We start from the raw sequence: 13,180 nt of genomic DNA on the forward strand, positions 1-13,180 counted from the left end.
CTCCGATGAAGCTCGCCCGCGACACCTGGCTGGTCTTCCAGCGCCAGCTGCTGCTGATGTGGCGAACCCCGGTCTGGATCGCCGTCGGCGTGATCCAGCCGATCTTCTACCTGCTGCTGTTCGCACCACTGCTCAAGCAGGTGCTGGCGCCGATGGGCGCGACCACCTATGCCGAGGCCTACCAGATCTACGTGCCGGGCCTGTTGGCGGTGCTGTGCATCTTCGGCGGTCTGTACACCGGCTTCAGCCTGCTCGGCGAACTCAAGGCCGGCATCATCGAACGGGCCCGGGTGACCCCGGTCAGCCGGCTCGCGCTGCTGCTCGGCCGGGCACTGCGGGAGACCGTGGCGCTGCTCGTCCAGGCGGTGATCATCACGCTCATCGCACTGCCGTTCGGCCTGCGGGTCGGCCCGCTGAACCTGGTGCTGGCCTTCCTGCTGATGGGCCTGCTCGCGCTGATGACCTCGGCGATCTCGTACGGGATCGCGCTGGTGCTGCCGGCCGACGAGGCGATGGCGCCGGTGGTGAACACCCTCGCCCAGCCGATCGCGCTGCTCTCGGGGGTGCTGCTGCCGCTGGCGCTGGCGCCGATGTGGCTGCAGACCATGGCCAAGTGGAACCCCTTCTACTGGGCCGTGGAGGGCATGCGCGCGCTGTTCTCGGGCCATGTCGGGGACAACGTGGTCTGGCAGGGGCTGCTGGTGGTCGCCGTGATGACGGTGGCGGCCGTGTACTGGTCGGCCCGGCTGTTCTCGACCCGGGTGCGCTGAGGGGGACGCCCCCGGACGGGCGGTCGGACGGGAGGCGGGCGGGCCGGGCCGGAGGGGATCCGGTCGGCCCGCCTTCCGGCCTCCGCGTTCCCGCCGCCGTGTTCCGGCCTCCGTGTTCCGCCCGGGTTCTGCTCCGCGTTCCGCCCCGTCAACACGGTTCGGGCGACGAGCGGTTGTGGGTTCGGAGGCCACGGCCCTATCGTCGGGACCGGTCGATCGTCCGTTCGTCAGGAGGAATCCGAATGAGCCCCCGGTCCGAGAACACCCCGGCCTCCGCCCGGCGCCGCGGCACCCGCCTGGCCATCGCGGGCGGGGCCATCGCCGCGCTGCCGGTGGTCGGCCTGCTCACCGCGGGCCCGGCCGCCGCGAAGCCGCCGATCAAGGCCGCCGAGGCCCGGCCGGCGGCGGTGGCCGAGGTCGCTCCCGACGCCGTGGCCGCGAAGCCGCCGATGAAGATCGCCGCCAAGCCGCCCGTCAAGGCCGTCGCCGCGAAGCCGCCGGTCAAGGCCACGGCCGCCAAGCCGCCCGTCAAGGCCGTCGCCGCCAAGCCCCCGGCGAAAGCCGTCCCCGCGAAGCCCCCCGTTAAGGCGATCGCCGCCAAGCCCCCGACGAAGGCCGTCGCCGCGAAGCCGCCCGCCAAGGCTGCGGCGAGCGACCCCCGGGCCGTCCAGGGCCACTGAGGCCCGACGCTCCGCCGGACCCCGCCCGCGCGCACGACGGAACGGCGGTGCCCCTTGCACGAAGGGGCACCGCCGTTCCGTCGTGCGCCGGTCGCGGGCTACCCCGCCGTCCCGGCTCCGGCCCGCAGGAAGCCCGCCAGCCGGGCCACGCCCTCCGCGATCCGCTCGGGCGTCAACGAGCTAATGGAGAGCCGCAACCGCCGCTCCCCGCCCCCGGCGGGGTAGAACGGCGCCATCGGCGTCCACAGCACGCCGTAGTCCCGCGCACAGCGCTCCATCGCCGCTTCGTCGGCCGCGAATCCCACCGTGAGCACGGCGAAGAACCCACCCTCCGGCACGTTCCACGACACGCCCAGGCGGTCCCGCTCGGCAGCCGGGAGCTGCCGCTCCAGCTCGGTCAGCAACGCCCCCATGGCGGCCGCGTAGTGGGCCGTCGCCGGGGCGTTGGCGGACCGCAGCCGGCAGTCGTGGGTCAGCAGCATCCCCCCGATCACCGCCTGGCTGAGGGCCGGGGTGTTGACCGTCGTCATGCTCTTCAGCTTGGCGATCTCGTCGGCCAGCAGGGTGCGGCGGCCGCCCGGACCGGTCACCTCCTGGTCGGCGACCAGATAGCCGAGCCGCGCGCCGGGGAAGCAGGTCTTGGCGAAGGAGCCCAGGTAGACCACCCGGCGGTCGCGGTCGAGCGCCTTCAGGGTGGGCCTGGCGCCGATGTCCCGGGCGAAGAACCCGTACGGATTGTCCTCGACGACCAGCAGGCCCTCCTCGGCGGCCGTCTCCAGCAGCCGGGCCCTGGCGGCCACCGGCATCGAGGTGCCGGAGGGGTTGGCGAAGTCCGGCACCACGTACAGCGCGCGCGGACGTCGGCCGGTGGCGCGGACCTCCCGGGCGGCGGCGCGGACGGCCGCCGGGTCCGGCCCGCCCTCCGGGCCCTCGGGGACCGGCACCGTGGTCAGGTCGAGCAGCCGGGCCGCCCCGGTGACCCCGACGTAGCAGGGCGAACTGACCAGCAGGACGTCGTCGGGGCCCGCGCAGAGCGCCCGCAGCGTCAGCAGCATGCCCTCCTGGGCGCCGACGGTCAGCACCAGCGCCTCGGGCGCCACGGTGAGGCCCTCGTCGTGGGCCAGGGTGCGGGCGACGAGGTCGTTGATGATGCCCTTGGTCGGGCCGTACTGGAACAGCGTGGTGCGGATCGCGTCGCGGTCCAGGCCGGTGGCCGCCAGGTGGTCGAGGTAGGCGTCCAGGTAGGCAGGGACGTCCTCGGGCTCGAAGAAGCCCTCGTAGGGACGGCCCGGGGCGAAGGAGATCGCCTGCGGGTAGCGGGTGGTGACCTCGTTCAGGAAGGTCATCGCGTCCAGCAGCGGGTCCGCGAGCGAGCCGTGCAGTTCCGCGAGCGGAAGCGTGACGGGACCGGTGGCGGCCGCACCGGACGGAGCGGCGGGAGTGGCCGGGACGGCCGGGGCGCTCACGCGAGGGCCTCGCGCAGCCGCGCGGCCGCGTACGCCTGGGCCTCGGCGGCGCCGTCCAGGGTGCCGGTCATGGCGAAGAAGCCGTGCGGCATGCCCTCCCAGCGGCGGAGCTCCACCGGGACCCCGGCCGCGCGCAGCGCCTCGGCGTACTGCTCGCCCTCGTCGCGCAGCGGGTCGTACTCGGCGGTGACGACGGTGGCGGGCGGCAGTCCGGTCAGGTCCGGGGCCCGCAGCGGGGAGGCGTGCGGGTGGTCGCCGTCGGCCGGGTCGGCCAGGTAGTTGCCCCAGTACCAGGCGACCGAGCGGCGGTTGAACAGCGCCGGGTCGTCGTGCTCGCGCAGCGACGGGGTGTCGGCGCGGGCGTCGGTGTTGGGGTAGACGAGCAACTGGTGGCGCAGCGCGGGGCCGCCCCGGTCGCGGGCGAGCAGGGCGAGGACGGCGGCCAGGTTGCCGCCCGCGCTGTCACCGGCGACGGCGAGGCGCCCGGTATCGAGGCCCAGTTCCTCCCCGTGGGCGGCGAGCCAGTCGGCCGCGGCGGCGCAGTCCTGGACGGCGGCGGGGAAGGGGTGTTCGGGGGCCAGCCGGTAGCCGACGGAGGCGGTGGCGCAGCCGACGGCGTTGGTCAGCGCGCGGCAGATCGCGTCGCTGGTGTCGGGCGAGCCGAGGGTCCAGCCGCCGCCGAACAGGTAGAGCAGGACGGGCGGGCGGCCGCCGTCGGCGGGCGGTGCGGGCCGGTAGAGCCGGAGCGTGAGCTCGCCGCCGGGGCCAGCGAGGAGGTGCTCCTCGACGGCCTCGACCGGCTCGGGCGTGCCCGCGGCGGCACGGATGTCGGCGAGGTCGGCGGCGCGGGCCTCGGCCACGGTGAGCCGGTAGAGCGGGGGTGTTCCGGCGCTCGCGCGGCGGTCGCGCAGGGCCTGGGCCTGGGGGTGCAGGGGCATCGGGGTTCCTCGGGACGGCGGTCCGGCCGTGGCGGCGGCCGGCGGTCGGGTGGGCGGCCAGCGGTCGGGTCGGCAGCCGTCGGTCGGGTCGGCAGCCGGGACGGCCTCGGTTCGGCGGCCGTGGCGGCCGTCGGGTCAGCGGTCGGCCTCGACGTAGATGGTCTCGTCGGTGCGGAAGGCGGTGTCCAGGTCGGCGACGTCGGCGCGGACGCCCTCGCGGTAGGCGCAGTGGCGGATCCGCGCCTCCTCGAAGCCGGCCTCGGTGAGGACGTACCGCAGTTCGTCCAGATCGTAGATCCACTGGTGGCCGTAGTAGCGGAAGATCTGGTTGACCAGGAACGCCGGGCGCTTCGGCATCGGCGGGCCGAAGCCCATGGTGCTGAGCCGGCGGTGGTGCTTGGCGAGGAAGCCGTCGCCCGTCGCGTAGCCGTTCAGGTAGCGGGCCAGGTCAGGAGTGGTGACGCGCAGGACGCCGCCGGGGCGCAGGACCCGCCGGGCCTCGCGCAGCCAGCCGATCGCCACCGGCATGGTGACGTGCTCGATCAGGTGCTCCCCGTACACCCAGTCGACGCTGGCGTCGGCGAAGGGCAGCGGACGGGAGATGTCGAGCTGGGTGAACCAGCGGTCGCCGTCGACCCGGTAGAGCGTGCCCGGCTCGGTGACGGTGCCGGGACCGCGGAGCGCGGTGAGGTCGCTGCCGAGGCCGCCCGGGTGGGCGGTCCTGAAGGCGGCGAACTCGATGCCGGTGAGGCCGAGGGCGGTGAAGTCCTGGTGGTCGAACGGGAGCCCGCCGTCGGCCGGTTCGAGGCTTCGGCAGGTGGCGACGTCGGCGCTGAAGCGGTCGAGCTGCTCGGCCAGGCCGTCGGGGTCCTCCCAGTCCCAGCCGGGGAAGGCGTCCTGTCTGTTCATGGTCTCGCTCTTTCGGTCGCGGCGGTGGGGACGGAAGTCGGGGTGGCGGTCGGGGCGGTGGCCAGCGGGTCGGGGGCGATCGATGCACGCACCGTCAGAGCGGCCAGGGGGCGAGGGCGGTGCGGTCCAGGTCCGCGACCGAGGGGCGGCCCAACAGGGCCATGGTGTGGTCCAGTTCGTCGCGCAGCAGGTCGAGGACCTGTCCGACGCCGGCCTCGCCGCCGGTGGCCAGGCCCCAGAACACCGGTCGGCCGACCAGGACGGCGCGGGCGCCCAGGGCGAGCGCGACGGCGATGTCGGCGCCGCTCCGGACCCCGCCGTCGAGCAGTGCCGGGATGTGCGGCGGCAGGGCGTCGACGACCTCGGGCAGTGCGGCGAGGGCGGGCAGCACGCCGTCGAGCTGGCGGCCGCCGTGGTTGGAGACCACGACCGCGTCCACCCCGTGGTCGGCGGCGCGGCGGGCGTCCTCGGCGGTCAGCACGCCCTTGAGGACCAGCGGCAGCCGGCTGCGTTCGCGGAGCCAGGCGAGGTCGGCCCAGGTCAGGGTGGGGTCGAACTGCTCCCTGGCGTGCTCGGCGATGCCCGAACTGCCCCGGCTCGCGCGGTGGCTGGCGGCCATCAGGGCGGGGTCAAGGTTCACCGCGCGGATCTCGGGCGGGACGGCGAAGCCGTTGCGCAGGTCGCGCAGCCGACGGCCGATCCGGGGGGCGTCGACGGTGAGCAGCAGGGCCCGGTAGCCGGCCGCCTCGGCGCGTTCGACCAGGGCGGCGAGGGCTTCCCGGCGGCGCAGCCAGTAGAGCTGGAGCCAGAGCGGGCCGGTGGCGGCCTCGGCGATGTCCTCCAGGGTGCGGCTGGCGAAGATTCCGGCGACGAGCAGCGCACCGGCCTTTCCGGCCGCCCGGGCGGTCGCTGTTTCCCCGTCCGGATGGACCAACCGGTGGTAGGCCATCGGGGCAATTCCCACCGGGAGGCGCAGCGTTGCGCCGAGCAGGTCGACCGCCTGGGCGCACTCGGAGACGTCGACGAGCGCGCGCGGGCGGAACGCATGGCGTCCGAACATTTCCCGGTTCGCCGCCGCGGTGCGTTCCGCACCACTGCCGCCTTCGACGAAGTCCCAGATTTCCGGGGGAAGTTGATCGCGGGCCGCGCGTTCGATCCCGGCCAGTCCAAGTGGTGCCACGGGCGTCCTCGTTCCCGGACCGGCCGCGTTCGGACCGGCCCACGGATCGGCAGCGTAGGAGGTCTGGACCTGATTGGTATAGACCTTGATTTGACCAATCGTCTGTGCAATCGTCTGGCAACGGAATTGGACGTATTGCCTGGTGTCGGCCACGGCCCGGGAAAGTAGCGACCAAGTGTCCATGACAAATCTCCTCACGTGTGGAGTGGCGTTGACCGGCTTTTCCTCTTCTTCACCGGCGCCCTTCTCACCCCCGCACGCCGATGCTCCCGCCGACTGGGTCGACCGGGTGCTGCTGGCCGGACCCGGGGGTGAGGAGTGCCTCCGCTTCGGCACACCCGTCGACCGCGACGCCCTGCGCGCGCTGGTCGCCGAGCAGGCCGAACGACTGGCCTCGGCCGGGCTCGGCCCGGGCGGCACCGCCGCCCTGCGGCTGCCGCCCTCGCTGGGCTTCGTCGCCGTGCTCCTGGCCGCCTGGCGGCTGGGGGCCCAGGTGGCACTGCTCGACCACCGGCTGACCGAGCACGAGGTCGAGCAGGCGGTCGCCCGGCTGCGCCCGCAGGTGCTGGTCGGCTCTGCCGGGCGGCCCGCGGCGTCCGCCCTGCGCGGCTACTCCGTGGTCGACCCGGTGGCCGTGCAGCGGCCCGACGGCCGCCCCGCCGGGACCGGCCACGCGCTGGTCCAGCTCAGCTCGGGCTCGACCGGACCGGCCAAGGTGATCGCCCGCACCGCGAGCGACCTGATCCGCGAACTCGACTGCTACCGGAGGCTGGTGACGTTCCCCGGCGAGGGCGAGCGGGTGGTCCTGCTGTCCTCGGTGGTGCACGTGCTCGGCCTGGTCGGCGGGCTGCTCAACAGTCTGCACGCGCGCGCGCCGCTCACCGTCCCGGACCGGATGACGGCGGCCGGCATCCTCGGCACGGTCGCCGCCGACGACCGCCCGACCACCGTGATCGGGGTGCCGTTCCACGCCGAACTGCTGGCCGGCGCGAGCGATCCGCCGGAACTCCCGCAGCTGCGGCGCATGGTGGTCGCCGGCGAACTGGTCCGGCCCGGCCTGACCGAGACCTTCACCGCCCGCTACGGCGTGCCGCTCGGCACCATGTACGGGATGACCGAGCTCGGGGTGATCGCCACCGACCTGGACGGCACCCTGCACCCGGCCAAGCAGCCCGTGCACGGCATGGAACTGCGGCTCGTCGACGGCGAACTGCGGCTCCGCACCGCCGCCTCCCCCTACCCGGGGCTCGACGACCCGACCCGCTGGGCGGACGGCTGGCTGCACACCCGTGACGCCGCCACCCTCGACCCCGGCACCGGCCGGGTCACCGTACTCGGCCGCCGGGACTCGCAGGTCTCGATCGGCGGCCTCAAGGTCGACCTCACCGAGGTCGAGCAGACCCTCGCCGCGCTCCCCCACGTCCGGGAGGCCGTCGTGGTCTTCGACGAGGGCGCGATCGAGGCCTACCTCTCCGCCGAGGACGGCGCCGACCGGGCGCTCGTCCAGGACGGGCTCGCCCGGCAGCTGGCCGCCTACAAGCGGCCGCGCCGGCTCGCCTTCCTCCCCCAGCTCCCCCGTACCGCCACCGGCAAACTGCTGCGCGACCCGGCCGCCCTGCGCGCCGCCGCCGGCTGAGGCGGGCGCGCCGCGACCCGGCGCGCCCGCCCGCACGCCGACCCACGCCACCGGGCGGGACCTCGCGTCCCGGCCGCCACGAACCACCCGGAAGGGCCGGGCGGGATTCCCCGACGGGCAGCCAGAACCTGCCCGCGGGCACCCGGGTCCGCCCCGAAGGACGGCTTTCCCCTCCCCGACGACCCCGTGCGCACCGCCTGCGCCCGGGCACAAGGAGCTCACCATGCAGGACCGCATCCGCGCGTTCGTCCTCGCCGCACTGGCCGAGATGCAGTACGACGTCGAGGGCGTCACCGGCGACACCGACCTCGGGCCGGCCGGCCTGGACCTGGAGTCGCTCGCCCTCGCCGACCTCTCCGTCCAGGTCGAGGACGAGTTCGGGGTCAAGTTCGACCTCGACGAGATGGAGACCACCGCGCTGATGACGCTCGACCAGTTCACCGCCGACGTCGAGGCCCGGATCACCGCCGCCACCGCCACCTCGGGCAGCCCGGCGTGACCGACCTCGCCCGCCCCGACCGGGCCGAGGTCCTGGAGATGCTCGCGGCGTTCGGGCAGCGCGCCGCCGAGGACGTGCCCGACGAACTCGGCTCGCTCGAACTCACCTGGCTGATAGCCGAGTTCGAGCAGCGCTACGGCATCGAGCCGGATCTGGACGACGAGGCGTTCGAGGCCGTCCGGACGGTGGACGACGCCGTCGCGGTGTTCCGCGCGGCCGTCCTCGCGGCCGGCGGCGGTACTTCCGCCGCGCCCTCCGACAGCGCCGGCCCGGACCGCACCGACGCCGCCGACGCCGCCGTCACCGCGGGAGCCGCGCGGCCATGAACCGCCACGCCCCGACCGCCGTCCGGCCCGTGGTGACCGGCGTCGGCGTGCTCAGCGCCGCCGGCGACGGGACCACCGCGCTGGCCGAGGCCGTCGTGCACGGCAAGGCCGCGTTCGGCCCGGTCACCCGGTTCGACGTCTCCGCCCGCCGCACCACCCGCGCCGCGCTGCTGCCCGAACCGCGTCCGCTCGCCGACGCGGTGCTCGCCGCCGTCGGCCAGGCCTGCCGAGGGGCCGGCCTGGACCCGGCCGGTCCCGACGGCGGCCCGCCCGTGCTGCTCGCCCTCCACAGCGACCGGCACACCAGGACGGCCCTGGCCGAGGTCTCCGCCGGGACCACCGCCCGCTGGGGCGGCCCGGGGGTGCTGCGCGCCTACACCGGCGCCTGCGTGGCCGCCGGAACGGCCGTCGCGGACGCCGCCCGGCTGGTCGCCACCGGACGTCGGGACCGGGTCCTGGTCGCCGCCGGACACCTGGTCGAACCGGGCGTCTTCGCCGCTTTCGACGCCGGCCGGGCCCTCGCCCGGGACGGCGCGCTGCGCCCGTTCAGCACCGGCCGCAGCGGCACCCTGCTCGGTGACGCGGCGGTCGCCGTGCTGGTCGAGGCCGAGCCGGAGGCCGAACGGCGCGGCGCCCCCGTGCTGGCCCGGCTGGCCGGCTGGGGCCGGGCCGGCGACGCCCACCACGTCTGCCGCCCCGAACCCGAGGGCGACGGCGTGGCCCGGGCGATCGAGGCCGCGCTCGGCCGGGCCGGGATCGCGCCGGAGGAGGTCGACTACGTCAACGCCAACGGCACCGGCTCGACCCTCTCCGACCACGCCGAGGCCCTCGCCCTGCGGCGGGTCTTCGGCCGGCACACCGACCGACTGCCGGTCAGCTCCAGCAAGGCCGTGCACGGCCACGCGCTGGAGGCCTCGGCACTGCTCGAACTCGTCGTCACCATCGGCGCGTTGACCGACGGCCTGCTGCCGGTCAACGCCGGCTGGCTGGGCCCGGACCCGGACATCGGCCTGGACCTCGTCCTGGACGGTCCGCGTACCGCCCGGCCGCGCTACGCGCTCACCCTCAACTCCGCCTTCGGCGGCGCCAACACCGCACTCCTGGTGGCCGCCCGATGACCGCGCTGCGCATCCTCGCCGAGGCCGCCTGGCCCGACCCCGAGGCCGACGGGCCCGAGCAACTGCCGCCGCTGCCGGGCTTCTCCGCGTCCAGCTTCAACCCGCTGGTGGCCGAGACCGCCGAGCGCTGCCTGCGGGCCCGGCACGGCACCGCCCCCGCGCCCGGCCGGACGGCACTGCTGCTGGCCAGCGCGAGCGGCGACCTCGCCACCGCCCGGGCCATCGAGGAGGCCGCCGCCGACACCGCCCGGCGGATGCCCCCGCTGCTGTTCTTCCAGTCCAACCCGAACGCCGTGCTCGGCCACATCGCCGCCCGCTGGGGCCTGACCGGCCCGGTGGTGGCGATCTGCCCGCGCCAGCCCCCGCCGCCCGGACGGGTCCCCCAGGACGCGCTGGACCTGGCGGAACTGCTGCTCGCCGACGGCGACGCCGACCAGGTGCTCGTCATCGCCGCCGAGCAGGCCGACGACGACGCCCACGACCGCGGCACCGACCGCCCCGACCGCACCGACCGGGCGGTGGCCCTGCTGGTCACCACCGCCTGACCCGGATCTCGAACCGACCGGAGCACCGACCCGAACCCGCCGAACGCCCCGCCCCACCCCCTGCGCACCCAGCGGCACGAGCGGTCCCCCGCCCGCCGCGTCCCGCCGCAGCACGCCCGCACGCCCGCACCTCGGGAGGGATCCACCCCGTGAGCATCCGCAGTATCCGCACCCTGCTGGCGGACGACCCGGCCGTCGGCGCCGGCAACGTCCTCACCCGCCGCGTCGAACTCGGCCTCGGCCTCGACGAGCCGCTGCTGACCTTCGACACCCCGGTCGACGACCACCCCGCCTGGCACCCGCTGACCCTCACCGAGCTGGACCGCGCCGTCCGGGCCCGGGCCGCCGCCCTGCACGCCCTCGGCATCGGCCGCCGCGACCCGGTCGTGGTGTACGCCGGCGACGCCGCCGACCAGGTCCTCGCCTTCCTCGCGCTGGCCCGGATCGGCGCCATCCCCGCGCTGCTCAACCCCAACCTGGACGGTGAGCGGGCCGCCCGCTACATCGCCAAGCTCGGCCCGGTCGGCGTCCTCGCCGACCCGCCGCACCTGGCCGCACTGGCCGGCCACGAGACCGGCGCCCCCGCGCTGCCGGAGATCGCGACGCTCGGCGCCGGCGACCCCGCGGCCGCCCCCGCGCCCTACCGGCACTCGGCCGACGACCCGGTGGCGATCACCCACTCCTCCGGCACCACCGGCCTCCCCAAGGCCGTCGTCCACTCGCACGCGAGCCTCTACGCGGCGATCCGCCACCGCGCCCGGCTGCCCCGCCCGCAGGGACAGGAGCGGATGCTCAGCGCGCTGCCCGCCCCGCACGCCGCCACCCTGATCGCGGTCAACCTCTCGCTCGCCTCGCACACCCAACTCGCCGTGCTCTCCAGCCAGTCCGGCGCCGGAGTGCTGGACGCGATCGAGCAGTGGCGCCCCAGCGGTGTGGTCGGCTTCGCCGCCACCTGGGCCGAGCTCGCCCACCACGACCTCACCGCCAGGCAGTTGGACTCCGTCGCACTCTGGTGGAACACCGGCGACTGCGCCCACGAGGTGCACATCCGCCGCCTCGTCGCCGCCGGCAGCCGTGAGTCGGTGACCCGCGAGGGCCGGGTCAGGGTGCCGGGATCGCTGTTCGTGGACGGCCTCGGCTCCACCGAGATGGGCCACTCGCACTTCTTCATCACCCACGGACCCGGCACCGAGCGCTACGGCCGCTGCGTCGGCCGCCCGCACGCGTTCGTCGACTGCGAGCTGGTCGGCCCGGACGGCGAGCCGCTCGGCCCCGGCGAGGTCGGCGAACTCGCCACCACCTCACCGACCCTGGCGCTCGGCTACTGGAACGACTCGGCCACCACCTACCGCACCCGGCTCCGCGGCCGCTTCCTCACCGGCGACCTCATGTACCGGGACGAGGAGGGCTACTACTACCACGTCGACCGGGCCGTCGACTCGGTCGAACTCGGCGACGGCAAGCGGCTGTTCACCGCCATGTCGGAGGAACGGGTGCTGGCCGCCCACCCCGACGTGCTGGACTGCACCGTGGTCGCGGTGCGCGACGGCGACCGGGTGGTCACCGATGTGCTGCTGGTCCTCGCCGCCGGCGCCGACCCGGACACCGACCGCACCGCGAGCGTCACCGCCGCCCTGGACTCCGCCGCCGCGGCCACCGTCCGCCAGGTGCTCGTGGTCGGCGGGGACGACATCCCGCTCGGCCCGACCGGCAAGGTCCGCAAGGTGCTGCTGCGGCAGCGCTACCTCGACTCGGTCGCCGCCGCGCCCGTCGCCGCCGCGGTGGCCGCCCGATGAGCGCCGGACGCCGCCCGGGCGCCGTGGTCACCGGCATCGGCCTGGTCACCCCGCTCGGCCGAAAGCCCGCCGAGGTCTTCGACGCCCTCACCGCGGGCCGCTCCGGCATCCGCGCCGTCCCCGAGGGCCACGCCGCCCACGGCTGGCTGAACGCCGCCGGCATCGCCCCGGCGATCGACGGCCGCGAGGTGCTGCCGCCCACCGAGACCCGCTGCGTGGACCGCTTCGTGCTGCTCGCCCTGGCGGCCGCCGACGACGCCCTGGCCGACGCCGGTCTGGTCGTCGGCCGGGACGCCGACCCGCACCGCACCGCCGTGGTGCTGGCCACCGGCGGCGGAGGCCTGGAGACCTTCGAGCAGCAGTCTCAGCGGCGCACGGAACGCGGCCGCCCCGGCGTCAGCCCCTACCTGCTGCCCGGCATGCTCTCCAACATGGCCACCGCCCGGATCGCCATCAAGCACGGCATCCGCGGCTTCAGCACGGCCATCGTCACCGCCTGCGCGGCCGGCGCCCAGGCCGTCGCCGAGGGCCTGCGCCTGATCCGCTCCGGCGACGCCGACGTGGTGGTGTGCGGCGGCACCGAATCCTCGCTGCACCCCACCATCGCCGCCGCTTTCACCAACGCCCGTGCCCTGGCCTCCGGCTGGGACGACCCCGGGCAGGCCAGCCGGCCGTTCGACAGCCGCCGCAACGGCTTCGTCCTGGGCGAGGGCAGCGCGGTACTGATCCTGGAGAGCCCCGAGCACGCCGCCGCCCGCGGCGCCGCCGGTTACGCCGAACTCACCGGCTGGGGTGCCTCCACCGACGCGCACCACCCGACCATGCCGCGCCCCGACGGCGCGGGCGCCGCCGACGCGATGCGCTCCGCCCTCGCCAACGCGGGGCTGGGCCCGTCCGACATCGGCTACGTCAACGCCCACGGCACCGGCACCAAGCTCGGCGACGTCGCCGAGACCGCCGCCCTGCGGGCCGTCTTCGGCGGACACACCCCCGCAGTCAGCTCCACCAAGGGAGCAACCGGTCATCTGCTGGGCGCCGCAGGCGCGTTGGAGGCAGCGGTCACCGCCCTGGCGGTGGCCCGGGGGACGCTGCCACCGACCGTCAACCTCAACGAGCCGGACCCGGCCTGCGACCTGGACCACGTCCGGGGCGCGGCCCGCACCGGCCCGCTCACCGCGGCCCTGAGCAACGCCTTCGCCTTCGGCGGGCACAACCTCAGCCTGGTCTTCGAGCCCGCCTCCACCCCGTCCCTCCGCTGACGCCGCAACCGCGCCGCAGCACGCGGACATCCGGGCCAGGCCACTCGTCAACTCGCGA

13 protein-coding genes are annotated in these 13,180 nt (G+C 75.5%); 9 read left to right on the forward strand and 4 right to left on the reverse strand.

What is annotated here, in order from left to right; genetic code table 11:
- Positions 1-5 precede the first annotated feature (5 nt).
- Together BLU95_RS05090 and BLU95_RS05095 are read left to right on the forward strand one after the other, a co-directional pair.
- A complete protein-coding gene (locus tag BLU95_RS05090) occupies positions 6-770 on the forward strand; it encodes an ABC transporter permease (protein ID WP_093858899.1) in 765 nt (254 codons plus the stop codon).
- Positions 771-1,012: 242 nt separating this feature from the next.
- Positions 1,013-1,450 (forward strand): hypothetical protein, encoded by a 438-nt coding sequence (locus BLU95_RS05095; RefSeq protein ID WP_093858900.1) that lies wholly within the window; start codon positions 1,013-1,015, stop codon positions 1,448-1,450.
- A 98-nt stretch (positions 1,451-1,548) separates the two neighbouring features.
- Here the strand turns inward: BLU95_RS05095 and BLU95_RS05100 are convergent, their stop codons facing one another.
- From BLU95_RS05100 to BLU95_RS05115, 4 genes are all read right to left on the reverse strand, one after another.
- Positions 1,549-2,916, reverse strand: a complete 1,368-nt coding sequence (locus tag BLU95_RS05100) for an aminotransferase-like domain-containing protein (protein WP_231978298.1) — start codon at positions 2,914-2,916, stop codon at positions 1,549-1,551.
- Entirely contained in the window at positions 2,913-3,854 is a 942-nt protein-coding gene (lipP1, locus tag BLU95_RS05105) for a LipP1 family hormone-sensitive lipase (RefSeq protein WP_093858901.1), read from the reverse strand. Before lipP1 ends, BLU95_RS05100 begins: the two co-directional genes overlap by 4 nt.
- A gap of 135 nt (positions 3,855-3,989) precedes the next feature.
- Positions 3,990-4,763, reverse strand: coding sequence for a class I SAM-dependent methyltransferase (locus BLU95_RS05110; protein WP_093858902.1), 774 nt, complete (start codon positions 4,761-4,763; stop codon positions 3,990-3,992).
- Positions 4,764-4,857: 94 nt separating this feature from the next.
- Positions 4,858-5,943, reverse strand: a complete 1,086-nt coding sequence (locus BLU95_RS05115; protein ID WP_231978299.1) for an alpha-hydroxy acid oxidase — start codon at positions 5,941-5,943, stop codon at positions 4,858-4,860.
- Positions 5,944-6,148: 205 nt separating this feature from the next.
- On the opposite strand from BLU95_RS05115, the gene BLU95_RS05120 reads away from it, so the two are divergent.
- From BLU95_RS05120 to BLU95_RS05150, 7 genes are all read left to right on the forward strand, one after another.
- Positions 6,149-7,579, forward strand: coding sequence for a class I adenylate-forming enzyme family protein (locus tag BLU95_RS05120; RefSeq protein ID WP_502689857.1), 1,431 nt, complete (start codon positions 6,149-6,151; stop codon positions 7,577-7,579).
- Between the two features lie 223 nt (positions 7,580-7,802).
- The gene (locus tag BLU95_RS05125) at positions 7,803-8,078 is read left to right on the forward strand and encodes an acyl carrier protein (protein ID WP_030393194.1); all 276 of its coding nucleotides are present in this window, start codon (positions 7,803-7,805) and stop codon (positions 8,076-8,078) included.
- Complete coding sequence (locus BLU95_RS43215; protein ID WP_197698719.1) at positions 8,075-8,404, forward strand: acyl carrier protein; 330 nt, start codon at positions 8,075-8,077, stop codon at positions 8,402-8,404. The genes BLU95_RS05125 and BLU95_RS43215 overlap by 4 nt, the downstream gene beginning before the upstream one ends.
- Entirely contained in the window at positions 8,401-9,522 is a 1,122-nt protein-coding gene (locus BLU95_RS05135) for a beta-ketoacyl-[acyl-carrier-protein] synthase family protein (protein ID WP_093858905.1), read from the forward strand. The genes BLU95_RS43215 and BLU95_RS05135 overlap by 4 nt, the downstream gene beginning before the upstream one ends.
- A complete protein-coding gene (locus tag BLU95_RS05140) occupies positions 9,519-10,067 on the forward strand; it encodes a hypothetical protein (protein ID WP_197698720.1) in 549 nt (182 codons plus the stop codon). Before BLU95_RS05135 ends, BLU95_RS05140 begins: the two co-directional genes overlap by 4 nt.
- Before the next feature lie 149 nt (positions 10,068-10,216).
- On the forward strand, positions 10,217-11,863 hold the full coding sequence (locus BLU95_RS05145; protein WP_093858906.1) for a class I adenylate-forming enzyme family protein: 1,647 nt from the start codon (positions 10,217-10,219) through the stop codon (positions 11,861-11,863).
- On the forward strand, positions 11,860-13,122 hold the full coding sequence (locus BLU95_RS05150; RefSeq protein WP_093858907.1) for a beta-ketoacyl-[acyl-carrier-protein] synthase family protein: 1,263 nt from the start codon (positions 11,860-11,862) through the stop codon (positions 13,120-13,122). The genes BLU95_RS05145 and BLU95_RS05150 overlap by 4 nt, the downstream gene beginning before the upstream one ends.
- Positions 13,123-13,180: the final 58 nt, after the last annotated feature.

This window comes from Streptomyces sp. TLI_053, assembly GCF_900105395.1.
GTDB lineage: Bacteria > Actinomycetota > Actinomycetes > Streptomycetales > Streptomycetaceae > Kitasatospora.

Excerpts from the sequence above, each read along its gene's own strand:
- BLU95_RS05135 (WP_093858905.1), top strand. The coding sequence starts at position 8,401 with ATGAACCGCCACGCCCCGACCGCCGTCCGGCCCGTGGTGACCGGCGTC.
- BLU95_RS05090 (WP_093858899.1), top strand. The coding sequence starts at position 6 with ATGAAGCTCGCCCGCGACACCTGGCTGGTCTTCCAGCGCCAGCTGCTG.
- lipP1 (WP_093858901.1), bottom strand. The coding sequence starts at position 3,854 with ATGCCCCTGCACCCCCAGGCCCAGGCCCTGCGCGACCGCCGCGCGAGC.
- BLU95_RS05110 (WP_093858902.1), bottom strand. The coding sequence starts at position 4,763 with ATGAACAGACAGGACGCCTTCCCCGGCTGGGACTGGGAGGACCCCGAC.
- BLU95_RS05125 (WP_030393194.1), top strand. The coding sequence starts at position 7,803 with ATGCAGGACCGCATCCGCGCGTTCGTCCTCGCCGCACTGGCCGAGATG.
- BLU95_RS05140 (WP_197698720.1), top strand. The coding sequence starts at position 9,519 with ATGACCGCGCTGCGCATCCTCGCCGAGGCCGCCTGGCCCGACCCCGAG.
- BLU95_RS05095 (WP_093858900.1), top strand. The coding sequence starts at position 1,013 with ATGAGCCCCCGGTCCGAGAACACCCCGGCCTCCGCCCGGCGCCGCGGC.
- BLU95_RS05150 (WP_093858907.1), top strand. The coding sequence starts at position 11,860 with ATGAGCGCCGGACGCCGCCCGGGCGCCGTGGTCACCGGCATCGGCCTG.